Origin of the sequence: Variovorax sp. NFACC27 (assembly GCF_048301545.1) — a bacterium.
In the GTDB taxonomy this organism is placed as follows: domain Bacteria; phylum Pseudomonadota; class Gammaproteobacteria; order Burkholderiales; family Burkholderiaceae_C; genus Variovorax; species Variovorax gossypii.
Genome location: NZ_CP157613.1, coordinates 8,259,045 through 8,282,930 on the forward strand (window position 1 = coordinate 8,259,045; position 23,886 = coordinate 8,282,930).

Below are 23,886 nucleotides of genomic sequence, written 5' to 3' on the forward strand. Positions count from 1 at the left end.
CGTCAGTTGGTTGGTTGGTTTGGGTTGTCGAAAGGAAAGATCTGCCTGCGTGCAGTCAGAGGTAGCGCCAGGTCCGCAGCTGCAGCGCGATGCCGTGGCATCGCACGCCGCAGAAGGTGACCAGGCCGGTGCCGTCGACCTGCACGCCATCGGTGCGCTTGTCGTCGGTGAGCGGGCCGGAGGCGCATGCGCCGCCGAAGGTGGGGTCGGCGCGCACGGCGTCGCGGATGTCCTCGACGAGTGCGTCGAACACCAGTTCCGAAGCGGCGGCGTCGTCGAACGCGAGATAGCCGCGCACGGTCCAGGTGTCGATGCTCATCGTGCGTCCCGCGGCATTGACGCTGCGCTCCTCGGTGGCGGTGCGGCGCAGCCACCAGCCGCGCAGCTGCTGGCCGCCCGCGGGCAGGTCGTAGAGGAACAGGGCGCGCTGTGCGGTTTCGTCGGCCAGGGCGCGCTCGCGGTCGTGAACGCGGCCGATCTGTGGCACGGTGTTCAGCGTTTGCACGATGGCGCTGCGAAGGGTGTCGAGACGGCTCATGCCTGGGCTCCGTTGCGTGTGTGGAAAGTCGAGTGCTTGCGGTTCGGGAAGTACATCGATCGCTTCGTTGGTTGGTGTATGAACTGTCGCGGCGAAGGCCTGTTTGCCTGAGGCCGACATCCGCCGGCCCCTCGCATCGATGCATCAAAAATCAGTTGATGCCGGGCCCGTTGCGGAACCACTGCTTCACGGCCTCTGCAAGCAGCGCCGTGCCGACGGCCATCGCGCCGCCCGATGCGGCACCGAACACGGCGGCTCGCTGCTCGACGGTGCGCAAGCGGCCATCGAGCGCGTCGAAGCGTGCGTCGAAGCCGTCCATGCGACGGGTCTGCCTGTCCTGACCGTCCTTCAGGGCCTGCACCAGGCCGTGGATCTGGCCGAGCAGCAGCAGCTCCTGGGTACGTGCGTGGAGATCGCTCATTGAGTAGGTCTTTCTGTGAGGAACTCGATCAGTGCGCGATACCGGAGGCGGTCCGCTGCGCATGACCTGGCGTTGATGTCGTGGTTGGTCCAGGCGTCGTCGACCGTGAGGCCGGCATCAGCAGCACAGGCTTCGACGGAGGTGTCAGCAAGTCCGCAGGCACCCGCGGGTACGTCGGTGCCCGCGAGCGCGCTGTTCCACATCCAGACAGCAGCAAGGCTGAGGCGATGAGGGCGGCCGACAGCGTCGCGCTGTGCGTCGCCAGGCGGCGCAGCATCTGCCGCCGGTCCGGGCGCGGCAGCCTGCGCAGCACGGGCAGGCCGCTCAGCGCGGCGATCAGGAACAGCAGGAGGAAGGACAAGAGAAACGCGCTGACGTAGATCATGAACAGGGCCTTCGAGGGAGAGATAGCTGGACTGCAGGGCGCTCGCGCCGAGCTGGTATTGCGCCGACGCGGTGCGACCGCGCTCGTACTCGGCCTGCAGGTCCTGCGCGAGCTGCGTCGCGCGCTGCGCTTCCTTCTGCTGCCAGATGGCGCGCTCCTGCATGCGGCCGGCACTGTGGATCGCGAAGGCTGCTGCGGCGAGCAGCAGCGCGACCACCACGCCGGCAATCAGGGCCGCCCAGGCCCTGGCCGCGAGGCTCATGGCGCATCCCCCTTGCACTGCGCTTGCAGCTTGAGGCGGTCTTTCCAGAGACCGGCGCAGGTCTTGTTGCCGGGCGCGGAGCAGTCGACTCCGCCTGCGTACTTCCAGCCGAGGATCGCGTCGCAGGCGCTCGCGTAGTCGCCGCCGTTGAGACGCTGCACCAGCACCGATGTGCCGCCCTTGCGGCCACCGGTGCAGAAATTGAATGCGCCGATGTTGTAGGCCAGGCTTACGTACGCGTCGTACTCGTGCTGGTGCAGCGGCACCTTCACGCATTGCTTCAGCGCATGTTCGTAGGTCTGTACATCGCGCCATGCGCGCTGCAGCGCGGGCACGGGCGTGGTGGTGTCGCCCATGCGCACGCCTTCGGTCGTGCCGAAGCCGATGGTCGGCACGGCCGTGCCGTGCACGGGGTCGGGGTAGGCCTTGTCGCTGTAGCCTTCGCGCGCAACGATGCCGATGAGCCCTGCCGCGCTGAGCGTGAGCACGGCGAGCAGTTGCCGCGGGGCGTAGCCCCGCTCACGCCCGCGGCGATGTTGGAAGAAGAGTGTTCGAGAGGTGTCTTTGCCCATGGTCCGAATCGTCGGACGCAAGGGTCAAAAGGCTGAGGCCGACATCGGCCGGCCTCTGGTTCAGGAAGCGCTGCTCCCTACACTGCGACGCAAGTCGCGCGGCTTCAGATCTCGCCGCCGTGCCACACGACGCGGCCGCTGATGTGCAGCTCCGCCGCCTGCTCGGCACTCAGCACCTGCGGCTTGTACGCGGGGTTGTAGCTGATGATCTGCAGGCCGCCGGTCGAGAAGTCTCGCTGCAGCACCTTCACGTAGTCGTGGCCGTCGAGCTGGATGACGTACACGCCGTCCTGGTCGAGCGACTTGGTCGCGGTGTCGACCAGCAGGATGTCGCCGTTGTTGATCTTGTCGGCCATCGAATCGCCGCGTGCATGAACGATGCGGGCATGCGCCGGCTTCACGCCCTTGCGCGCCATCCACGAGCGGTTGAAGGCGAAGCGGCCCATGTGGTCCTGCGAGCTGTTGATGGCGCCGTTGCCCGCGCTCACGCGAACGTCGAGCAGTTCGACCAGCACGAAGGTCTCGTCGTCCAGTCCGCTCGACAGCTGACTCGGTGAGTGCACCTGCTGGAAAGGGTTGAGCTCGGCCGGATCGACCCCGAGCGCCAGGGCCATCACGTAGAGCTGCTCGAGGCTGGCATCGCTGACGCCCCGCTCGATGCGACCCACGGTATTGAAGTGGAGCCCGCTGCGCTGCGCGAGGTCGTCGATGGTGAGTCCCTTCTGCTTGCGCAGGTCGCGCACGCGCGCTCCTTGCGCAAGGGCCAGTTCACCGACACGGGCCTTCACCTCGGTGTCGTCGGGCGGAGTATTGATTTGCGACGTCACGATAACTCTGATTTGTGTGCACGGCCGAATGCTAGACATGCAGAGGTAGTTTTGCAACCCATTTCAGGTTAAAGAACTCAGGAAAGTTCGTTTTCATGTTTTTCTTGATTGCAAAAACTCACTACATGTGCATAATCAAGGCAACAAACACAAAACAGGATATTTCGATGATCTGACACCTTGATCGGGTTAAAGAAGCGCGCGAGCAGGACGAAAAGAACCTGCACAGGTTCGAAAAGACACAAGTACGCGCACATCGACACCAGCAAACCGAGCAGTGCCCACAAGCGAGGAGGAACGTACTGTGAAAAGAAACCGTGCCAGGACTGAGGCCCCCGGGCGTCCGGGAGGAAGCGCGTGATGGAAGAAAACACGACGTCCGAATGGTTCGTTGCCAAGGCGCTGATGGCACTCGCCCAGCGTCGCATCGAAGCCGAACAGGGCGAGGCGGCCTCCACCCAGGCCGCGCCCGATGCGGTGATCCGCGATGCGGACCCGTTCGCCGATCGCCTGTGGAATCTGCTGCGCATCCGGCGTGCGCTGACGGCCGACGAAGCGGCCGCCTTGTTGATCGGCACGGACGACGACTTCGCGCAGAGCCGTCGCCAGGCCGGCGCGCTCATGCTGTCGTGGTCGAGGCAATGCCCCCGGGCCGTGCGCGTCGACGCCCGGCGCGTGGACGGCCTCAAGCGCTACGCCTTGCTACGCGACATCGGTGCCACGCCTCCGGCGCCGCGCGGAGAGGCCGCATGAACGGCGCCCCGCCCCCTTACATGGGCGAAGCCTGGTTCGCCCTGCTGCGCGATGCATGCGCCGGGCAACGACGCTCCGAAATCGCTGCGCAGCTGCAGTTGAGCGCCGCGGCGGTGAGTCAGGTGCTCAATGGCAGCGGCAAGTACGGCGCCGGCAAGGCCAGCACCGATCGCATCGCACGCCGGGTGCTCGACACCTTCGGCACCACCACGACGAACGAGAAAGAAGGAGCCACCGAATGAGCATCGCACCCGATCACGACCTTGCCGGCGAAGTGCAGCGCGCCGTCGCCGCGCACCTCGAAGCCAACGAGGCGGCATCCGCGAAGGAACTCGACCACATGCTGGCGGAGCGTGTCGAGGGCTACCGGCCCGAGCCCGGCGGCGCCGCGCTAAGGCAGCACCTGGCGAAGCTGGCAGATGGCGGCCATGTCCACAGCGTGGCGGTCGGCGGCAAGCCTCAATGGAAACAAGGCCCCGGCCCCATGGCCGGACGCATCGCGAAGGGCCGCCGGGTGATGCTGCTGGACTCCAGCGTCTACGAGCCCGAGGCCGTTCCCGTCATCCGGCCGGGCGCCATGGACTTCGCCCGCATTCCGAGCCTGTTGCTGGGTCATCGCAGCGGCTACTGGGGCGCCTCGCGCTGAGCGAAGACAGGCCCTACGGCAACGACACGAGCACCGCACACGACAAGCCCCGCATCCGAATCAGAGGAACACACGACCATGTACGCACAGGAATCCATCAGCAGCGCATCGTTTCCGCCCAGCAGGATCGAAGCCGTTCCGTCGTCGCGAGCCGCGGGCGGCTTCCGCCAGGCAGCCACGGCGCTGGCCAGCGAACTGCTGCCACCGCGACTGAAGGAATTCGTGCGACTGATCGGACTACCGGCAACGCTGCGCCTGATCGAACGCTACGGCGGCCTGCGGATCTACATCCCGGCCCATCCGGCGCCGGACCACCCGCTGGCGGGCCTGATCGGCTTCGACAAGCTGCGCGCTCTGAGCGAGGAGTACGCGGTCGACGGCATCGGCCTGCGCTTCGTGCTGCCGAAGGCCAAGCGTGCCTTCGATGCGATCCGCAACGAGCGGATCCGCACCGACTTCAGCACGGGCAAGTCGGTGCGGGCCCTGGCGGCGGAACACCGCCTGGTCGAACGGCAGGTCGCCCGCATCGTCGCGGACATCGCGTTCTGACCAGGCGCGGCCGTCTCGCTTACTTCGCCTGCAACAGCGCTCCCGCCTCCAGCAGCACCAGCTCGTTGTCGTCCGCCTTGTTCGGCTCGCGGCTGCTCGAGAAGGGCAGGTTGTTGTCGTTGCCGACCACGATGTGCGTGGCGTCCACCACGTCGACGTTCTCGATGGTGAAGAAGGGGAACTTCAGCACGCCGTCGTTCAGGGGCTTGCGCGCGAGCTTGTTCGGATCGGCGACGTTCAGCAGGTCGATGTAGCCGATCTTGCGCACCGGGCCGCCCACGTTCGCGTCGCTGAGCTCGACCTTGTAGACGCGCTTGAACTTCGCGATGTCGTGGAAGCAGTCGGTGCGCTTCTGGCCTTCGGGGCAGGCCTTGTCGCTGGTTCCTTCGCCGTTGTCGCGCTCGATGATGAGGCCGGTGGTGCCGTCGATCATGTTGAAGTCGCCGATGGCGTTGCCGTTGGCCTCGAGCACGTATTTCCAGTGGCGGCCGGTCCACTTCTCGGTGGCCACGTCGAACTCCAGCACGCGCAGCGCTTCCTTGCCTTCGACCTTCTCGTAGTCCTTGGCCTCGGCGTTCCACACCGGGCCTTCGAGCAGCGCATACAGCTTGCTGCCGTCCTTCGACGAGGCCATGCCTTCGAAACCCTTGGAGCGCTTGATCTGGAAGTCGACCGCACCGCCCGGTGCGCCCGGCGTGGTCACGGCCGGATGGTCGGGCGAGCGCACAGCCTTGCCGTCGACCAGCGTGTCGTACACGGCGAGCACCTTGCCCTTGAGGTCGGCCTTGATGAGGAAGGGGCCGAACTCTTCGCCGATCCACAGCGCGCCGCCGGCGAACTGGAAGCTCTCGGGGTCGAAGTCGGAGCCCGTCAGGTAGCGCTGCTTGGTGCCTTCGTGAACGATGCGGAAGGGCACTTTCTTGTCGGGGTCGTGCAGGAAGACGGTATCGATGCGGTTGAACTTGCCGCTCTTGAAGTCCACCTTGTAGTGGTTCAGGTAGAGCATGAAGTCGGGCGAGTTGGCCTTGGCGCCCGCACCGTTGTCGGTGAGGATCCAGAAGCTGCCGTCATCCATCTTCTTGATGCCGGAGTGGCCCTGCAGCGGCTGGCCCTTGAAGGGCAGCGACACGCCGGTGCCGCGGCCGCCCGAGAGGCCTTCGACCGATCCGGGCACCTCGACGCGCTTGCCGGTGGTGAACTTGCCGCTGACCTGCAGGTCGGCCGGAGCGTCCTTAGGCGCTGCGACGAAGCTCTGCGCGGGCAACACGGCATGGCCGGCGAGAGTGGCGGGGAAGGCGGTCTGTGCCGCGGCACCGCTGCATGCGAAGGCGGCAGCAAGGGCGACGAAGGACAGGGAGGCAAGACGCGTCATGAGCGGGAAAGTGTTCAAGTGGAAAACGCGTGACCATGCCGGCAGGGCATGACACAACCATGACATCGCCGTCCCGCCACCGCCCTTTCAGGGAGCGATGTCGACCGTCACTTCCCGCGACTCCGCACGCCCCTGGTCGTCGACCGCGCGCAGCAGGTAGCGCCGGCCCGAGCTCGCGAGATCGGGCATCCAGGTGATGCCTTCGCCCGGCGCGGCACGGCCGATGAGCGCGTCGTCCGCGAACCAGTAGATCGCCTGCGTGCCCGCTGCAGCCTCGGCGCGCAGCACCAGCGGCTCCGGCTTCTTCACGCGCAGCGTGTGGCGCACGCCGCGCAGCGGTGATGTGATGAGCGGCGCGCTGTCCGAGGACGCATCGCCTTCACTGCCCTGCGTTTTCTCGCAACCGTCGGAAGGCGCGCTCGCTCGCGGCAGCCCCGCCTGGCGGAACAGCCGGCGCATGTCGCTGCCCCATTGCTCCACCACCTGCTGCCGCGCGTTGGGCTGCGGGCCGCAGACGACCTTGCCCGTCGTCTCGTCGACCCACACCGCGCGATGCAGGTTGCTGACCTGGATCGGCGACTTGCCGGCGATGAACCATGTCATGGTGCGCACCGGGCACAGCGCGTCGGGCAGGCCGCCGGTCGCCGAGCAGACTTCGACCTGGCGCAGGTCGGGCGGTCGGCGCGACGCCATCTCGCCGGGGTCCAGCCGCTCGGCGCGCAGCGCGTCGACCATGCGCAGGAAGAGCGGAGCGGCGGCATCCACGCCTACCAGCGCGGGGTTGCTGCTTCCGTCGAAGTTGCCGACCCACACAACCAGCACGTGGCGGCCGAACACGCCGGCGGTCCAGGCATCGCGGAAGCCCCACGAGGTACCTGTCTTCCATGCGATGGCGGGACGCGCGGGCAGCGTGGTGTCGGGGCGCGGCGTGTGGCGCAGCATGTCGAGCGTGATGAACGATGCCTCTTCGCTCAGCAGGTGCAGCGGCTGCACGGGCTTCTCGTCGGGCGCGGGCTGCGTGTAGCGGATGGGCTGCGAGACGCCGCCGTTGGCCAGCGTCGCGTACATGCCGGCCAGTTCTTCCGGTGTGACCTCGCCGCCGCCCAGCACCAGCGCGAGGCCGTAGTGCTGTTCGCTCTGCAGCTTCTGCACGCCCGCAAGCCGCATGAAGTCATAGAGCCCCGGCTTCGAGAGCTTCGCGGCCACCGCCACCGCGGGCACGTTGCGGCTGCGGATCAGCGCCTCCTGCGCCGGCAGCGGCCCCGCGAAGCGGTGGTCGAAGTTCTCGGGCGTGTAGGGGCCGAAGGAGGTGGGCGCGTCTTTCAGCATCGTCTTCGGATGCAGCAGCCCCTGGTCGAGCGCCAGCGCGTAGATGAAGGGCTTGAGCGTGGACCCGGGCGAGCGCTTGGCCTGCGTGCCGTTGACCTGTCCCGCGATGGCGTCGTTGTGCCAGTCGGCCGAGCCGATCAGCGCGCGCACCTGCATGGTCGAGGCGTCGAGCAGCAGGGCGCTCGCGTTCGTCATGCCCACGTCGGCATGCGCGCGCAGGTACTGCGCCATCACGCGCTCGAGCGTGGCCTGCATGCGCAGGTCGATGGTGGTTCGCACCTCCTGCACGCCTCGCTCCTGCGCAAGCAGCATGTCGGTGGCGTGCGGCGCGAGAAAGGGCAGGCTGCCGCGCGACTGCGCCGACAGCGCGAGCTGCGCGTCGGGCGCGTGCTGCTTCGCCGTCGGGTCGCGCTCGGCCCACAGCGCCCAAAGACGCTCTCGTGCCGACTGCAGCTCGGCATTGCGCCCGCGCTCGGCGATGCGCTTGACGGGGTTCTGCGGAATCACCGCGAGCGTCAGCGCCTCGGGCAGGCTCAGCTTGGCGGCGTCCTTGCGGAAGTAGATGAGGCTCGCGGCCTGCACGCCCTCGATGTTGCCGCCATAGGGCGCAGTGTTGAGATACGCCTCCAGGATGTCGTGCTTGCTGAAGCGCGCCTCCAGCCACAGCGCGGCGAAGATCTGCGCGACCTTGCCTGTGGGCGTGCGGCTGTCGATGCCATAGACGCGCCGCGCGAGCTGCATGGTGAGCGTGGAGCCGCCCTGCCTGCGCTCGCCGCTCGCGATGCGCCACGCGCTGCGCAACAGCGCGGCGGGGTTGACGCCGGGGTGCGCGTAGAAGCGCCGGTCTTCGTAAAGCAGCACCGCATCGACCAGCGTGGGCGAGATGCGTTCCAGCGGCACCCAGAGCCGGTACTGCTCATCGGCCGCAAGGGTGAGCCGCATCAGCTCGCCGCCCTGCGCATAGACCGCGCGCGAGCTGCCGACGGTTTCGCTCAGCGGGGCGTGGGGCCACAGGCGCAGCAGCGCGAGCAGGAAGACGACGGCTGCGAAGGCGATGGCCATTCTCTTCCTCCCTCTCCCTCCGGGAGAGGGTTGGGGTGAGGGCATCGGCGATGGATCGAGCGCGGGGGCCATGGTGGTACCGCCCCCTCACCCTAACCCTCTCCCGCAAGCGGGAGAGGGGACAAGGCAAGAGCGCGTCATGATCAGTTCGCCACCACCTGGAAGCGCGCACCGGCCGAGCGCGAGAACACGCGCCGGTCGTACATCGCCTCGCCGTACGCCGCCGGCACCACGTAGTCGCCCACGTTGGTGGCGCGCGCCTTGTAGGTCACCTCGAGCAGGTCCTTGCCGATGCCGCCGTAGAACACGACGCGGTCCTCGCGGATGTCGGCGTACTGCACCTTCCACGATCCGCCGCCGCCCAGGCGCTTCTTCCAGATGGGCGCGTCGGCGTTGGCTGCATCGTCGTCGCCCACGGCCTGCAGCACCGGCTCCAGGCCGCCCGGCAGCACGTCGACCAGGGCGACGTCGTTGATCTGCGCGCGCTCCAGGCTGCGCACGCGCACCCGCACCGTGACCTCTTCGCCGAGCTTGGCCTTGGTGACGGGGTTGCCCTTGGCGTCGAGCACCTCGTGGAAGATCTCCATGCCCTTGTTCACCGGCGTGGCGGGCACATTGCGCTCGAAGCCCTGTTCGGCCCAGCTGTAGTACAGGTTGAAGTCGCTGTCGTTCGACAGCCTCAGCTTCGCCGTGCCGGCCGGCACCGCGGCGCGCGTGATCGGGTTCACCGCGCCCAGCGCGAGCGCCGCGGCCTGGCCTTGCGCGTTGACGGTGCTCGCCGAGAGCTTGCCTTCCACGTTCTGCCCGACGGCCTCGAAGTACGAGTCGACCGCCAGCAGCATCGAGGCCGACGACAGGCTGTTGTACCAGCCGTCGCGCACCATCTCGGCCATGCCTTCCCACACCGCGGGCTTCAGCGTCTTCAGCCGCGTGGGGAAGTGGCGGCCCACCAGGTGCAGCGTCATGCTGTCGTGCACCAGCGGGTCGTAGTAGGAGCCCCAGACGTTGCGGCGCTGCTTCTTCTCGCTGCGCGCGAGCAGGTCGGCCCACACCGGGTCGAGCAGCTCGTTGGCCACCTGCTCCTGCTTCACGAGCTGATAGCTCGCGGCGAGATACACGGCGCCGAGGTCGTCGCCCCAGCCCGCGCCCTGCCGCGACAGCTGGTTGCGGCGGGCTTCGCGCAGGTTGGCGAGCGCGGCCGGCGCGACGATGCCCTGGCGCGTCAGCAGGTAGGCCGCCTGCGTGCGCTGGCGCCAGCCGTCGAGCGTGTTGTCGCCGCTGCCGAGCCAGCCCTGCAGGTAGGTGTCGGCCTTCTGCAGCAGGTCCTGCGGCACGGGCAGCTTGTGGTCCTTGGCCTCGACCAGCAGCTGCACCGCATAGAGCGTGGCGAAGGGGTCGGTGCCGGCGCCGGGCCACAGCGAGAAGCCGCCGTCGGCCGTCTGCCGCGCGCGCAGCTGCACCAGGTAGCGCTCGAAGGTCTTGCGCGCCTCCGGCAGCGGGCCCTGTTCGGCCGTGCGGCCACGCGACATTTCCTTCACCAACTCGGGGCGGCCCGAGAGCAGCACTGCCGGGAAGGTCTGGCTCGTGATCTGCTCGGTGCAGCCATGCGGATACGCCTCCAGGTACTGCATGAGGCCGGTCGCGAAGGCCCATGGCGCGGCCGACACGGCCACGTCGCTCTGGCGGAAGTTCGGATACAGGTCGGCCTGGCTCGAGATTTCTCCCGCGCGCTGGAAGCTGCCGGCCTGCACCAGCGTGACGAAGGGCGACGCGGGCCGCACGCTCACCTCGGTGGACAGGCGCGCGCTGTAGTTCTTGTGCGTCGAGGTGAACACCAGCGCGGAAGAACCCAGCACCGCCTGCTCGCCCGGCTTGGCACGCACGTTGAACTTGGTGCTGGCTTCGCCGCGCTCGTTGACCTTGAGCGTCTGCGTGGCCTCGCCCACCACTTCAAGCCCGCCCGATGCGGTGAGCGTGAGCGCGATGGGCGCTTCCTTGCCCGATCCCACAATGTTGTTGGCCAAGCCCACGCCCACCTCGACGGTGTCGCCGGGCGCCATGGCCAGCGGGGCGTTCGGCAGGATCACCATGTCGCCGCGCACCACGGTGCGGGTGCTCTTGGCGGCGGTGGTCTCGTCGTTCACGGCCACGGCCATCACGCGCAGGCTGCCGTTGAAGCTCTCTGGCACGGTGTAGCTGAACTCGCGGCTGCCGTTCACGTCGACCAGGCCCGACCAGTAGGTCACCGGCTTGTCGCGCTTGCGCTTGAACGGGTTCAGGTGCTTGCCGAGCTCGCCTTCGCCGTCACCGCCGGGCGCCGCGCCCTGCATGAGCTTCTTGAACTCGGGCAGGATCAGGTCGAGCGTCTGCAGCGTGCCGACTTCGAGCGCGCGCTTCTGGAAGAAGTGCTTCAGCGGATCGGGCGTCTTGTAGCGCGCCACCTGCAGGATGCCTTCGTCCACCGCGAACACCACGGCGCGCGTGGGCTTGTCGCTGGTGAGCTTCATCTTCACGGTCTGCCCCGGCTTCACCAGCTCGGTGCTGGTGAGCTGCAGGTTGGCGGTGCGTTTCGTCAGCGCGGTGGCGAAGGGCACCACACCGTACGACAGCGGGCTCATGTAGACCTCGTCGGAGGCCGGGTCGCGCACGAAGTGCACGTTGATGTACCCGGTGCCCTCGAAGTCCTTGGGCACGGTGATCTTCTGCACCGAAGCGGTCTTGTCGGTCTTGAACCATGCGTGCGCGTACACCTTGTCGCGCTCGATGGTGATGAGGCCCGCACCCACGTACGGCGCGCGGATGCTCACCGAGATCTCCTGGCCCGGCTCGTAGTCCTTGCGGTCGAGCGTGAGCTGCAGCTCGGCGTTGCGGTCGAGCGAGCGCGACACGTTGGCGTTGCCCGCCACGCTGTACTCCACGCGGTTGAGCTCCAGCCCCTGCGCGTTGCGCACCACGTAGGCGAAGTTGCCGGGCGCGGCGGTGTCCAGCACCACGTTGTTGCCGGCCGCGGCAATGGCGAAGGGCTTCTCGTCGAGCACGATCTCCTTGCGGCGCGATTCGTAGCGGTACAGGCCGTTGTCCTGCTTGATGAGCACCGACAGCACCTTGCGCTCGACGCGCTCGATCTTCAGGTCGGCCACGGCCGTCTTCTTCGCGCGCGGGTCGATGGCGATCACCGTGGCGTTGCGCGTGGCGCCCTTGCTCACGTAGCTGGTGTCGCCGTCGACCTTCACGCCGACGAGGTAGGGCATGTCGCTCACCAGCGTCTGCGCCTCGGCCGACACGCTGCGCCCGCCCTCGGGCTCGAAGGCCTTGGCGAGCACGTGCACCTGGTAGGTGGCGGCGTCGAAGCGCGAGAGGCGCAGGTCGAACTCGGCCTTGCCGTCGGCGCTGGTCTGCACGCTGCCCAGGTCGTCCACCTGCTTCTCGGTGGCGCGCTGCGGGTCGAAGAAGGCGTAGTCGGTGAAGGCGCGGAACACCGGGAAGCCGGGGCTCAGCGTGAGCGTGCCTTCCACCTTGCGGTCGGGCGCGGGCGTGCCGAAGAGGTTCTGCACGTCGATCTGCGCCTTCAGGTCCTTGGGGCTCACCCAGCCTTCGGCGACTTCATTGCTGAGCTTGGCTGTGACCTTGGTGCGGTCGGGCAGGAACTCCTGCACCTTCACGGTGGTGCTGCCGATCAGCAGGCTCTCGACCTCGGGCGCGCCGGGCGACGACTGGCGCGGCAGGTAGAGGTTGACGGCGTAGTTGCCGGTGGGCGAGGTGTCCTGCGTGGTGTGGGCGATTTCCGCCGCGCCGCCGGGGCCGAGCCGAAGCTTCTCGCGGCGCACGCTGAGGCCGCGCGCGTCGATGATCTCGGCTTCGAGCGGCAGGTCGCGCAGAGAAGTGCCCCAGTTGCCGGCCTTCACCATCATCGCGATGTGCATGGTGTCGCCGGGGCGGTAGATGCCGCGGTCGCTGAAGACATAAGCCGTCATCTGGTTCGGCACGCCGGCCGCGCGCAGACCGCCGACGTCGAAACGGGAGATGTCCAGCGTGCGGTCGCTGCGGTTGAAGGGCAGGAAGCTCAGGTCGCCGTCCTTGCGCACGACCAGCACCACCGGCGCCTTCTCGCGCTGGTAGCCGGCGAGGTTGGGAAGCTTGGCCGCGCCCGTCGCGTCGGTGGCCTGCGACGCGACGATCATGCCGTTGCGGCCCCACACCTCCACCAGCGCGCCGGCCACGGGCTGGCCGCTGGCGATGCTTTGCACGAACACGTCGCGCGTGCCGTCGAGCGACTTCTTGGCGACGATGCCCAGGTCGGTGACGAGCACCAGGCGCTGGTCGACCTGTTGCTCGGGGCTGCCGCCTTCGCCGTTCTCACCGCCGCCTTCCTCTTCGGAGGATTGCTCTTCCTGTTGCTGTTGCGCGTCCTCCGGCTGGCCTTCGCCCTCCGGCTTCTTCTTCGCCTTGGGGTCGTAGCCCTGCACCTTGAGCAGGAACACGCCACGGCGATCGGTCGCGTCGCTGCGCAGGTATTCGGCGAAGTCGACGGTCTCGTAGTGCGCCTTGCCGGCGGGAATGCTCAGCGGAATCTCCTTCTGGAAGCGGTCGACGAGGTTGTCCGACTGCAGGCCGCCGTAGAACTGCGGATGCGCGAAGTCGCCGTTGGTCTGCGTCACCAGGTGCTGCAGCTGCTGCGGCAGCAGGCGGCCGATTTCGAGGCGGATGCCGGGCAGGTCGCGCACGAGAATCGGCAGCTTGCGTTCGCCCGAGAGCGCGAGCAGCGAGCCCTGGCTCATGATGGTGAGTTCGGGCGCGAAGGTCTTGAGCAGGCGCACGTCCTGGCGTGCTGCGCCCAGCTGGTAGCCGCCGGGCGTCTTCAGACCCTTGGCCACGCGCACCAGCAGGTAGCGCCCGCCCTCCGCCTGCGGCATGCGGAAGCTGACCATCTCGGTCACCTCGCGCTCGCTGGCGATGGGCTGCAGGTTGAGCTTCTTCGCGCGGCGCAGCACGGCGTCGGTGACCTTCGACGGATCGGCGGACCAGTCGAACTTGTCATCCGGGTCGCCCTTGGCCTCTTCCGTCACGGGCAGCAGCCAGGCCTGCACCACGCGCGCCATCTCGCGCTCGTGCACCGGCATGGAGGCGGTGACCTGCATCACGTGCTCGGGCTCGCCGTTCTCGCCGGTGACGATGGTGGGCTCGATGCCGGAGATGGACAGGCTGTAGAGGCCGGGAATGTCGACCGCGCGCGACTGGTCGTTGCGAAGCGCCGGTCCGCCCTTTTGCGCCACCGTGCCGGCCGTGAGGCTCAGGATCGCGGGCCGCGTCTTCTCGGGAATGGGCAGCGGCTCCGACTGCAGCGTGGCGATGAGGCGCAGCTTGTCGTAGCTGACGGTGAACTTCTCGCTCGCGCACTTGCCCACGCTGAAGAAGGAGCTGCTGCAGGGCTGGTCGTAGGTCAGCACCAGGCGCTTCTCGAACTCGGCCGTGTTGACGGGGTGCGAGAAGCGCACCTGGAAGAGCGCGCGGCGCACGTTGGCCTGGACCGGGTCCTGGTAGAACTCGGCGCCTATGAACTGGGCGGTGAACTCTGGCGAAGTGAACTCGTACTTGCGCTGTGCCAGCTCGATGTGCGGCGCGAGGGCGCTGTCAGCAATCTGCACCTTGTAGGGCTGGCCGACGGGCCAGTCCTGGGCGGGCAGGAATTCGAGCCGGTTCTGCTTTGTCCACGTCCATCGACCGGCGATGGCGGGCTCGATGGTGACACCGGTGGCTTCCTGTCCGACGCGCGCAATGGGTGCAACGGAGGCCGAGAAGTTGATGACGTAGGGGTTGGGGCCCTTGTCGAATTCGATCTGCGTGCGCTGTGGCGAATCGGCCTTCGCGGTGGCGACCACGGGCTCGACGCGGTCGGGCGTGAGGCCGTGCCACCACTTCATCACATGGGGATGAACGATCCAGCCAGCCAGCGCGACCAGCAGCAGCAACGCCAACCACGCGAGGCGCTGCTGCAGCCACTGCAGGCCGAGGAGCACGAAGGAGCCCAGGATGCGCAGCCACCCCGGGGGTCGCCAGGAACCGATGAGTCCGCGGGCCAGCGGACGCAGGAAGCCGAGCGCGCGGCCCAGCCCGGTGAAGAGCACGTCGCTGATCGACGCGAGTTTTCTGTTGGCGACTTGAAGCATGGAAGCTCCCCACTGTTTTTGTTGGCGCCCGCGAGTGTGCGAGCCATCTGTGAAGCAATCGCGCTGTGTGTGAAGTCTTCGTGAAAACCGCACAGGCCCGCGCCGGGCCTTCTTTCATCAGTTCATTTCAACGGCTCATAGCTGGGGCTTGGTCACCATCAGGTAGAACACGACCACCATGGCCGCGAAGGCCGGATAGCCCAGCAGTTCCCACCAGCGTTGGTAGCGCGCATAGAGCGGCGGCAAGGGCGCCGCATTGCGATGCGCCTGCGCCGCGATGGCCGCCATGCGGATCTGCAGCCACACCACCGGCAGCCAGCAGGCGCCCGCGAAGACGAACAACGCCAGCGACAGCGCAAGCCACGGCGTGGACAGCGGAAAGCCCGCCATGTGCGCCAGCGCGAAGCCGGTGGCCGGCTGCAGGATGACGGTGGGCGTGGTGAACCACCAGTCGGCGCGCACCACCAGCCGGCTCACCACCGCCTGCGCGGGCACGCTGCCGCTGCGGTTGGCGAAGAACATGTAGAAGGCGGAGCCCAGCCCCGTTCCGACCATCAGCACGCTGGAGACGATGTGCAGCCACTTGAGGACGAGGTAGGTGTTCATGGCGCGGCGCGACGAAGCAGGTGCCACAGCAGGGCGGCGATGGGAAGGTTCTTCAGCAGCGGGCCCAGCGGATGCAGCCACAGGCCGGGCTGCAGCACCGTCGCCACCAGCGTCATGACGAGCATCAGGGCAAGGGCCGCGGCATAGCTGGCGCGCCCGGGCCACCGCAACAGCGCGATGCCGACCGCGAGATCGGCCGCCGCGCCGCCGACGACCAGCCCCTGCACCAGCCACTGCGGCGACGCGATGCCCGCGGCAGCCAGCACGTCACGGCTCTGGCCGTTCAGTTCGACGAGGCTGACCACGGCGGTGACCAGCCAGACGGCGACGAGGCTGTAGCGCAGCAGGCGTTCCTCCGCAGCGGAATCCTTCACGTGGAGGAGCCTCCGTGCTCAGTGCGCTGCCACGCAACGACTTCATGTGCATGCTTAGCCAGGAACGCATGCATGCGCGCGAAGCGCCGCCGCGTCTGCCGTGCGAAGACCCACGCGACCACAGGCTCCAGCAACCAGCGCAACGCCTTCGGCCCCGCCTCGATGGTGTAGACATAAATGAGAACCGAATGGCCCGGCTGCGCATCGCGGTGCCGCATGGAAGCGGCCCAGCGGCTGAAGGGGAAAGAGCGACCGACCATCGAGGCCGCAGCCACATGCGGTCGGTCGAAGCTCACGAAGCGCGTTCGCATCGACAAGCCGCGCAACCAGCCGTGGCCCGTGTTCTCCGTCTCGGCCCCGACAAAAGGACAGGGCGCGCCGCCCACCACGCGGGCGTTGCCGACCAGCGAGTCCCAGCGTGCGCGCCACACGTGGTAGTGGAAAGCGTCGAATACCACGTCGGCAGGCGCCGGCATGTCGAACTCAAATCGCCGGTGCGCCATGGCCTGCCACTGTGATTGGCGCTTCTTCGACCACGTCGGTCACCATGCCCCAGCGCGCGAACTCCGGCTCGAACTCCGGCAAAGCCAGCAGACTCATGCAGGCATGCGCGCCAACGGGCAGCGCTGAATCGCCGTTCGCGAGCCGGCGCGCCAGCAGGATCGCGGCCATGCACGGGATTTCCGGCCCATGGTTGTCGTCGGCCGCGATGTGCCAGGCACGGCGTGCCGGCCGGCCCTGTGCATCGGTGCCTTCGACGCGCACGACCATTCCGCCCAGCGCCGTGCCCAACGCGTCGAACACGCCACCGGCGGAATGCAGCAGGGGCGCCAGCCTCTGCGGCGCCGGCAGCAGTCCCGCGCGGCGCATGAAGGCCAGGAAGGCGAAGGCGCGCTGCGCCAGCCCGACTTCGAGCGCAGCGCGGAACATCACCGACTGCACTCCAACGTAGCACGCCGGAAAGAGTTCCAGATCGGGAATGTCGCAAAGCGCCCCGCGCCGCGGCTTCATGCGCGCGAACTCGACCTTCACCGGATCGGCCCAGCCGGGCATCTCGACCCAGCCGCCTTCCTGCCAGACGCGGATCGGCTCGCCGCAGTACGCGAGCACGCCGGCCAGCGTGGCCTCGCCGCGCGGCGCGCCCTGTGCCGGGGCGATGCAGATGTCGATGCTGCGAATGCCCTGCCAGCCGTCCGCGAGATGGTCGACCACGGCGGACGACAGTGCGGGCACGGTGCTGGCGCCGCTCACCGCGGTGCGGCTGGCGCTGCGAAAGGCGGCGTCCAAAGCGGCAGGAAAGTCGCACACGAAGCGCCGTCCGTCAGCCAGGTCGATGTAGTGCGCACCCGCCGTCGCGACGGCCTGCGGCACGCGGTAGTCCTGGTTCTGGAAGGGGCCGGCGGTGTGGATCACCAGCTCCACGCCAAGGCCGCGCAGGGTGCCGGCGAGATCGGCGGCCTGCACATCGATGCGTACGCCGCTCGCGGCCGCGCCCAGCGATGACGCGAAGGCCGTGGCGCGCTGAGCGTCGCGCCCCGCCACCAGCAGTTCGATGCCGGGGCTGCCGGCCAGCGCGCGGCTGATGCGCGCGCCGAAGTTGCCGTAGCCGCCGAGCACCACGACCTTCATGCCGCCGCCACCGCGTCCGTTCCAGCGACATGCCCGCGCGTGAAAGCCTCTTCGAAGATCGAGTAGCCCGACCAGTCCGCATGCGCGAACGACAGCCGGCCCGCCACCACGCTGCCGCGGTGCGCCGCATCAGGCGCGCTGCGCTGCGAGCCGATCTGCGCCAGCAGGCCGGGCCTGGGGATGGACATGGCGTGCCCGTAGCGCGTGATCTCGATGCGCGAGACCAGCGAGGGCAGGTCGGGGTGCGGCACCGACAGCTCTGCGAGCAGGTCGTCGCGCCAGCCGGTCCAGGGGCGCTCCAGCAACAGCTTGCGGCCGTCGGCGGTGTCGTAGCCGCTCGGGCCCAGCGGGCGGTACCAGCTCAGCACGGTGCCGCGCGGCGTGGGGTCCAGCGTCTGGTGCCGCGCGTCGACATAGCCGAGGCCCCTGGTGCCGTAGATCACGTTGTCCCAGCTCGGCGCTGCGCCCACGCGGTCGGCCAGCGGGCCGCGCAGGTGGATGTTGGCCACCAGCCAGGGCGCGTAGCGAACGTGCGCCGCGGCGTTCTTCAGAACCTCGGGCGGGTTCTGGACCACGCGCGCGGCGATGAACACGGGCAGCGCGACGATGCAGCGCTCGGCCTGCCAGCGCACCATGGATTTCGATGCCGCGTCCCACCCATCGACCTCGACGCCGTCGCGCACTTCGGCGATGCGCGTGACGACGCTGCCGGTGCGCAGGCGCTCGCCGAGCGGCCTGGCGAGCTGCTTCGTGAGCCAGCCGTTGCCCTCCGGCCAGGTGAGGATGCCATCGCGCTCGGGGCTCGAATCGTTGACGCTGCCCGTCGGATCGCCGGGCGCGTGGAAGCCGTGCCGGCTCGCAAAATAGTGGATGCCGGCCCAGGCCGACACCTGCCCGATGCCGGCGCCGTAGTCGTCGCGGCAGCAATAGTCGAGGTACCAGCGCAGCTGCACGTCGCTGAAGCCTTCGGCGTCGAGCCAGCTCTCGAAGCTGAGGGCGTCGAGCGCCAGCAGCTCGGGCGTGACGGCGACCTTGAGCGTCGGAATGGCGAAGTGCGCGGCGTGCTGCAACGCATCCATGCGCTGCGCGAACTTGCGGTATTGCGCGAGCGTGGCTTCGCCCACGCCGTGCACGGGCAGCAGCCCGTCCTGCCACTCGCCGTGGAAGAACAGGCGCTCCTGCGGGCTGTGGCAGAGCGTGACCTCGTCGTATTCCCAGCGGCCCGCCACGCGGCGGCGCAGGCCGAGTTCTTCCAGCAGATCCTGCACCTCGCGCGCGTCGTCGCCCGGCACCGGCAGGTAGTGCGCGCCGAGCGGGCAGGCGATGCCGTTGACCATGCCGCCGCGCGCGTTGCCTCCCGCGGTGTCCTCCAGTTCGAGCAGCGCGAAGTCGTCGATGCCCGAGAGCCGCAGCGCACGGGCCGCGGCGAGGCCCGCGACGCCGCCGCCGGCGATGACGACGCGCGTGCGCTTGACCGTGGCGAGCGTCGTGCTCCCGAGAGCGCCATCGCGCATCGCGTGCCCGCGATTGACGTCGATGCCGGTAAAGCCGCCTTCGATGGGCGGCGCAGGCGCCTCGCAGCCCGCGAGCGCGAGAGCACCCGCGGCCCCCGCCGCAGCCCCGAGAAATCCACGGCGCCTCATCCGCACCTGCCTGTTCGGCGTGTTCCAGGAACACCGCGGAACCGGCTCTGCCGGGCCGCAGGTGTTGCCCCCTGGAAGGGGGGTGGCGAAGCGACACGAAGTGCGCGAAGCCTGGGGGAGTGCATCATTCAGTGCGCCATGACCTTGCCCCACTCCTGTTCGTAGGTGGTGACGAGGATCTGGTTCGACAGCCGGTTCACTTCGGCCGGCACGCGCGCCATGTCGAGCGGAAAGTCGAACATCAGCGGCAGGGTGGTCGGGGAAAGGAATCGCAGGCCCGTCGGCAGGGCATCGGGCATGCGGTACGGCCGGCGACTCGCGATGATGTAGCCCCATTCGCCGAAGCTGGGCACGTGCGCGTGGTACGGCGTGGCGCGCAGGCCCACCGATTCGATGGTGGCCGCCACGGTCCAGTAGCTCTTGCGCGCCACCAGCGGCGAGGTGGTCTGGATCACCGCGTAGCCGCTGGCCGACAGGCGCTTCTCGAGCAGCGAGTAGAAGCTGTTGGTGTAGAGCTTGCCGATGGCGAAGTTGGTCGGGTCCGGAAAGTCGACCACGATCACGTCGAACATGTCCCCCGGCTGCTGCAGCCACTGGAAGGCGTCGGTGTTGACGATCTTCACCTTCGGCGAGGAAAGCGAATGGCCGTTGAGCGCGGCCAGGGTCTCGTGCTCGGTGAAGAGCTTCGTCATGTTCGGATCGAGCTCCACCAGCGTGACCGATTCGACCGAGGGGTACTTGAGAATTTCACGCACCGCCATGCCGTCGCCGCCGCCGAGCACCGCGACCTTCTTCGGCGCGCCCTGCGCCGCCATCACCGGATGCACCAGCGCCTCGTGATAGCGGTATTCGTCGCGCTCGGCGAACTGCAGGTTGCCGTTGAGGAACAGCCGGTGCCCCAGCAGACCGCGCGTGACCACGATGCGCTGGTAGGGCGAGGTGGCGCTGAAGACGATGCGGTCCTGGTAGAACTTGTCCTCGGCCAGCGTGGTGATGTGGTTGGCCCCGACGAAGGCCGCCACCAGCGCGGCCAGCGCGAGAAAGCAGGCGACGGCATGCGCGCCCACGCGGCGCAGCTCATGGCGGAAGAGCCACAGCGCCCAGACCGCCACGGCCGCGTTCATGAAGCCGAACAGCAGGCCGGTGCGGATCATGCCGAGCTGCGGCACCAGGATGAGCGGGAAGGCCACCGACACGGCCAGCGCGCCGAGGTAGTCGAAGGTGAGCACCTGCGACACCAGGTTCTTGAGCACAATGTTGCGCTTCAGGATGCGCATCACCAGCGGGATCTCGAGCCCCACCAGCGTGCCCACGACCATCACGAGCCCGTACAGCAGCAGCCGGAAGGCGCCGGGCACGTAGGCGTTGGCGAGGAACAGTATCGCCGGCAGCGCGCCGCCGATCAGCGCCACCAGCAGTTCGATGCGAAGGAAGTGCGCCGGCAGCTGTCGGTCGAAATAGCGTGAGAGCCAGGAGCCCACGCCCATCGCGAACAGGTAGGTGCCGATGATGGTGCTGAACTGCAGCACCGAATCGCCCAGCAGGTAGGAGCTGAGCGCGGCCGCCGTGAGCTCGTAGACGAGTCCGCAGGCGGCGACCACGAACACGCTGGCGAGCAGCGCGATCTCGATCGGTTGCGGCCCCCGCGCGTCCGGGGTGCGCGCGGGCAGGGCCGCGTCGCTCAATGGATTGCAGCAGCCACGATGATGCTGATGCCCAGGCTCATTGCCGCCACGACGAGGCCCAGCGCCACGTTCTGCTTCTCGACGATCTCGCCCCACAGGTCGTAGGGCGTGATCTTGTCGATGATCAGGAAGCAGAGCCAGAAGATCACGACGCCGATCAGCGCGTACACGAGCGATCCGAGGACCACGCCCGGTTTCAGCCATTCAAATCCCATGGGGACCTCCAGTCGTAGTAATGATGAGAGACATCGCGTGCATCTTCGCCGTCATTTGTGGCCGCCGCCACTCGAATAGCCGCCGTAGGAGCCGCCGGAGCTGCGGTAGCCGCCCGACGAGCTGCTGCTGCAGGTGCTCAGGATGATCAGCAGGATGATGATCACCACGATGATGAGGATGATCGTGCCGCAGCCCAGGCTCGAGGCCGCGCTCACGGGCAGCGCGTCGGCGCGCTTGAACATGTCCTTCTTCGCGTCGAGCTTGAAGGCGGTGGCGACCGCGCCGCTGTCGATCTTGCTGCCCGACGACCAGGTGAGCTCGTTGGTCGAGCGCTCCATCGACAGCAGCGCGCCGCCACTGGCGAAGTCGCGGTTGAAGGTCTTCTGGCCGCGCTCGACCTGCCAGTAGAACTCGCCCGCCACGTAGGTGGTCTCGGCGTTGTAGGCGTACTGCTGCTGGTAGCGCTTGCCGAGGTAGGTGGCGCTGCTGCCGTTCTCGGCCATCACCGGCGCGCCGGTGGTCGGCTTGACCATGCTCCAGCCGTCCTCGGCGTCGACCAGGAAGCTGAAGCCCCGCTTCTTGTTGTAGAGCAGGTATTCGTCCCAGCCGAACTGCTCGTCGTCGCCGGGCTCGCTGCCCATGCGGTGCTGGAAGCCGACCACCTGCCACTGCGCGCCCTGCAGCTGGCCCATGGTGCCCAGCGCGATGAGCGGGCGCACGGGCTCGTCCTGCGTGGCGTGCTTCAGCTCGCCGCCGATGCCCTGCGACAGGTCGATGATGCTGTTGCACGAGCCGCAGGTGATGCTCTTGCTGTCCGCCAGGTTGACGGTGACGGGCGAGCCGCAGTTGGGGCAGTTGAAGCTGCGGCCCTTTTCGTCCTTGGCGGACTCGGCGCGCAGGCCGGTGAGCTGCAGGTCCTCGAGCTGCACCGAGCGGCCGAGGTAGGCGCTGGGCTTCGCCGTGCCGTAGTCGATGCTGAGCACCAGGCCGCGGTCGTTGCGCAGCTCGACCATCGCGAACTGGCGGCCCAGCTCGGGCAGGTGCGGCAGTTCGCCCTGGGCCGAGGTCAGTGCCACCTGCTCGTTCGAGGTGACGGTGTAGCTCTGGCCGGCGAAGGCGCTGGTGGCGCCCACGCGCAGGTCGACCGGCGGCGGCGCGGTGCGCTGCAGGTCGAAGGGCAGGGCGAAGACGTAGGCGCCGTTGTCCTCGCTCAGGATGCCGGTGCGGTCGCCGTCGAGCGACGCGATCCATTCGGTCCAGCGCCCGCCGGGGTAGGTGTATTGCAGCCGGCCGATCAGCGTGAATGGCTTGTCCTGGATGCGGCCGGCGGCGAACAGCTGGAGCGGGCTGAAGTCGTCGAACAGCTCCGCCATCTTGCCGGTGCGCGCGAGCGTGTCGCCCTGGCGCACGACGGTGCTCTGGCAGTAGGGACAGACCGCGTGCGTCGATTGCGCCGAGCGGAATTCGACCGGCGCCCCGCAGCCGGGGCAGGGCGCTCGGTAGTAGCGTTGGTTGCCGGTTTCCTCAGCCATGGCGTCTCATCAGCCATGGCACGGGCGGCCACGAGTATTTCAAGCCAACGAGGCTTCCGACGCCCGTCGAAGGGGCGTCAGGCGCTATGCGGAACATGGCGCCGCGTCAGACCAGTTTCTTCAGCAGTTCGGCCTTCTTGGCGTCGAACTCTTCCTGGGTCAGGATGCCCTTGGTCTTGAGCTCGCCCAGCTTCTCGAGCGTGGTCATCACGTCGGCGGCGCTCACCACGGCCACCGCGGGTTGCTGCTGCTGTGCCGCAGCGGCAGCCGCCGCGTTGGGGCTCAGGCCCTGCGCGAGGTTTTGCGCCAGCACCTGGCCGAGCGCCACGCCGGCGCCCAGGCCCATCGCGTCGCCGGCAATGCCGCTGCCGCCGGCGGCAGCGCCCTCGGCGAACTTCGGAATGGCCTGCGCCGTCTGGTACTGCATGAACTTGCCCATGTCGTTGCCGACCATGCCCATGCCGATCTTCTGGTCGAGGATCTTCTGCAGCTCTTCGGGCAGCGAGACATTCTGGACCGTGATGTTCTCGAGCTTGATGCCGATCTTCTCGAACTCGGGCACCAGCTGGGCAGCGAGCGCCTGCGCGAACTGGATCTGGTTGGCCGCGAGGTCGAGGAAGGGCACGCCGCTGGAGGCGATGGCGTTGCTGATGTTCTGCAGCACCAGGCCGCGCAGCTGGCCGTCGAGGTCGGCCACGGAATAGATGTCGCGCGTGCCGGAAATCTCGGTATGGAAGGCCTTGGCGTCGCCGATGCGGAAGGAGTAGTTGCCGAAGGCCCGCAGGCGCACGGCGCCGAAGTCCTTGTCGCGGATGGTGATCGGCTGGGGCGTGCCCCACTTCTGGTCGACCTGCTGGCGGGTGCTGAAGAAGTAGACGTCGCTCTTGAAGGGGGACTCGAAGAGCTTGTCCCAGTTCTTCAGGTACGTGAGCACGGGCAGCGTCTGCGTCGTGAGCTTGTACATGCCGGGGCCGAACACGTCGGCCACCTTGCCTTCGTTGACGAAGACGGCGACCTGCGACTCGCGCACCGTGAGCGAGGCGCCGTTCTGGATTTCCATCTCCGCCATCGGGAAGCGCCAGGCGAGCGTGCCGTCGCCCGTCTCGGTCCACTGGATGATGTCGATGAACTGCTTCTTGATGAAATCCATCAGGGCCATGATCGGTCGCTCCTCGTCAGGTTTTTTCAGGTTTTGTCCGAACTGTGCATATTGCCACACCGGCATTGAGAAACACCCGTGCTATTGGTCATGGGGCCCACTGGCCATGCGGCGTATGGCGTCATGCGCGAGGTCTACAATCGGCGCCCCCAGAAGAAG

At 68.0% G+C, this 23,886-nt stretch carries 21 protein-coding genes; 4 read left to right on the forward strand and 17 right to left on the reverse strand.

Annotated features, from left to right (window positions below):
* Positions 1–55: 55 nt before the first annotated feature.
* The 5 genes from ABL840_RS38805 to ABL840_RS38825 all read right to left on the reverse strand — a co-directional run bounded on the left by ABL840_RS38805 (position 56) and on the right by ABL840_RS38825 (position 3,005).
* The gene (locus tag ABL840_RS38805) at positions 56–538 is read right to left on the reverse strand and encodes a hypothetical protein (protein ID WP_093300288.1); all 483 of its coding nucleotides are present in this window, start codon (positions 536–538) and stop codon (positions 56–58) included.
* A gap of 151 nt (positions 539–689) precedes the next feature.
* Positions 690–959 carry a hypothetical protein gene (locus ABL840_RS38810; RefSeq protein WP_418116152.1) on the reverse strand — a complete coding sequence of 90 codons (270 nt, stop codon included), beginning with the start codon at positions 957–959 and terminating at the stop codon, positions 690–692.
* Positions 956–1,606, reverse strand: coding sequence for a hypothetical protein (locus tag ABL840_RS38815; protein ID WP_418116153.1), 651 nt, complete (start codon positions 1,604–1,606; stop codon positions 956–958). Before ABL840_RS38815 ends, ABL840_RS38810 begins: the two co-directional genes overlap by 4 nt.
* Entirely contained in the window at positions 1,603–2,094 is a 492-nt protein-coding gene (locus ABL840_RS38820) for a lysozyme (RefSeq protein ID WP_418116154.1), read from the reverse strand. Before ABL840_RS38820 ends, ABL840_RS38815 begins: the two co-directional genes overlap by 4 nt.
* A 188-nt stretch (positions 2,095–2,282) precedes the next feature.
* Positions 2,283–3,005: a S24 family peptidase gene (locus tag ABL840_RS38825; RefSeq protein ID WP_176947416.1), complete on the reverse strand. Its 723-nt coding sequence runs from the start codon at positions 3,003–3,005 to the stop codon at positions 2,283–2,285.
* A gap of 360 nt (positions 3,006–3,365) precedes the next feature.
* Between ABL840_RS38825 and ABL840_RS38830 the strand changes: the two genes are divergently transcribed.
* The 4 genes from ABL840_RS38830 to ABL840_RS38845 all read left to right on the forward strand — a co-directional run bounded on the left by ABL840_RS38830 (position 3,366) and on the right by ABL840_RS38845 (position 4,953).
* Positions 3,366–3,758: a hypothetical protein gene (locus tag ABL840_RS38830; protein WP_093300291.1), complete on the forward strand. Its 393-nt coding sequence runs from the start codon at positions 3,366–3,368 to the stop codon at positions 3,756–3,758.
* A complete protein-coding gene (locus tag ABL840_RS38835; RefSeq protein ID WP_143042913.1) occupies positions 3,755–4,000 on the forward strand; it encodes a hypothetical protein in 246 nt (81 codons plus the stop codon). The genes ABL840_RS38830 and ABL840_RS38835 overlap by 4 nt, the downstream gene beginning before the upstream one ends.
* Positions 3,997–4,404 (forward strand): hypothetical protein, encoded by a 408-nt coding sequence (locus ABL840_RS38840; RefSeq protein ID WP_093300294.1) that lies wholly within the window; start codon positions 3,997–3,999, stop codon positions 4,402–4,404. Before ABL840_RS38835 ends, ABL840_RS38840 begins: the two co-directional genes overlap by 4 nt.
* Positions 4,405–4,482: 78 nt before the next feature.
* Positions 4,483–4,953, forward strand: coding sequence for a hypothetical protein (locus ABL840_RS38845; RefSeq protein ID WP_418116155.1), 471 nt, complete (start codon positions 4,483–4,485; stop codon positions 4,951–4,953).
* A gap of 19 nt (positions 4,954–4,972) precedes the next feature.
* Here the strand turns inward: ABL840_RS38845 and ABL840_RS38850 are convergent, their stop codons facing one another.
* The 12 genes from ABL840_RS38850 to ABL840_RS38905 form a co-directional block, all read right to left on the reverse strand.
* On the reverse strand, positions 4,973–6,325 hold the full coding sequence (locus ABL840_RS38850; RefSeq protein WP_093300295.1) for an esterase-like activity of phytase family protein: 1,353 nt from the start codon (positions 6,323–6,325) through the stop codon (positions 4,973–4,975).
* An 87-nt stretch (positions 6,326–6,412) separates the two neighbouring features.
* Positions 6,413–8,716, reverse strand: coding sequence for a penicillin-binding protein 1C (gene pbpC / locus ABL840_RS38855; RefSeq protein WP_093300296.1), 2,304 nt, complete (start codon positions 8,714–8,716; stop codon positions 6,413–6,415).
* A 143-nt stretch (positions 8,717–8,859) separates the two neighbouring features.
* Entirely contained in the window at positions 8,860–14,883 is a 6,024-nt protein-coding gene (locus tag ABL840_RS38860) for an alpha-2-macroglobulin family protein (RefSeq protein WP_093300297.1), read from the reverse strand.
* A gap of 135 nt (positions 14,884–15,018) precedes the next feature.
* A complete protein-coding gene (locus tag ABL840_RS38865) occupies positions 15,019–15,489 on the reverse strand; it encodes a DUF2269 family protein (RefSeq protein WP_093195855.1) in 471 nt (156 codons plus the stop codon).
* Positions 15,486–15,863 (reverse strand): DoxX-like family protein, encoded by a 378-nt coding sequence (locus tag ABL840_RS38870; RefSeq protein WP_093300298.1) that lies wholly within the window; start codon positions 15,861–15,863, stop codon positions 15,486–15,488. Before ABL840_RS38870 ends, ABL840_RS38865 begins: the two co-directional genes overlap by 4 nt.
* Complete coding sequence (locus tag ABL840_RS38875) at positions 15,860–16,339, reverse strand: hypothetical protein (RefSeq protein ID WP_418116156.1); 480 nt, start codon at positions 16,337–16,339, stop codon at positions 15,860–15,862. The genes ABL840_RS38870 and ABL840_RS38875 overlap by 4 nt, the downstream gene beginning before the upstream one ends.
* Before the next feature lie 7 nt (positions 16,340–16,346).
* The gene (locus tag ABL840_RS38880; protein WP_093300300.1) at positions 16,347–17,492 is read right to left on the reverse strand and encodes a saccharopine dehydrogenase family protein; all 1,146 of its coding nucleotides are present in this window, start codon (positions 17,490–17,492) and stop codon (positions 16,347–16,349) included.
* Positions 17,489–19,135 (reverse strand): FAD-dependent oxidoreductase, encoded by a 1,647-nt coding sequence (locus ABL840_RS38885; protein WP_093300301.1) that lies wholly within the window; start codon positions 19,133–19,135, stop codon positions 17,489–17,491. Before ABL840_RS38885 ends, ABL840_RS38880 begins: the two co-directional genes overlap by 4 nt.
* Before the next feature lie 128 nt (positions 19,136–19,263).
* Entirely contained in the window at positions 19,264–20,820 is a 1,557-nt protein-coding gene (locus ABL840_RS38890; RefSeq protein ID WP_371287130.1) for a polyamine aminopropyltransferase, read from the reverse strand.
* Positions 20,817–21,035 carry a DUF350 domain-containing protein gene (locus ABL840_RS38895; RefSeq protein WP_019653703.1) on the reverse strand — a complete coding sequence of 73 codons (219 nt, stop codon included), beginning with the start codon at positions 21,033–21,035 and terminating at the stop codon, positions 20,817–20,819. The genes ABL840_RS38890 and ABL840_RS38895 overlap by 4 nt, the downstream gene beginning before the upstream one ends.
* Before the next feature lie 51 nt (positions 21,036–21,086).
* Positions 21,087–22,568, reverse strand: coding sequence for a DUF4178 domain-containing protein (locus ABL840_RS38900; protein ID WP_093300304.1), 1,482 nt, complete (start codon positions 22,566–22,568; stop codon positions 21,087–21,089).
* 106 nt (positions 22,569–22,674) lie between these two features.
* A complete protein-coding gene (locus tag ABL840_RS38905) occupies positions 22,675–23,727 on the reverse strand; it encodes an SPFH domain-containing protein (protein ID WP_093195849.1) in 1,053 nt (350 codons plus the stop codon).
* Between the last annotated feature and the right edge of the window lie 159 nt (positions 23,728–23,886).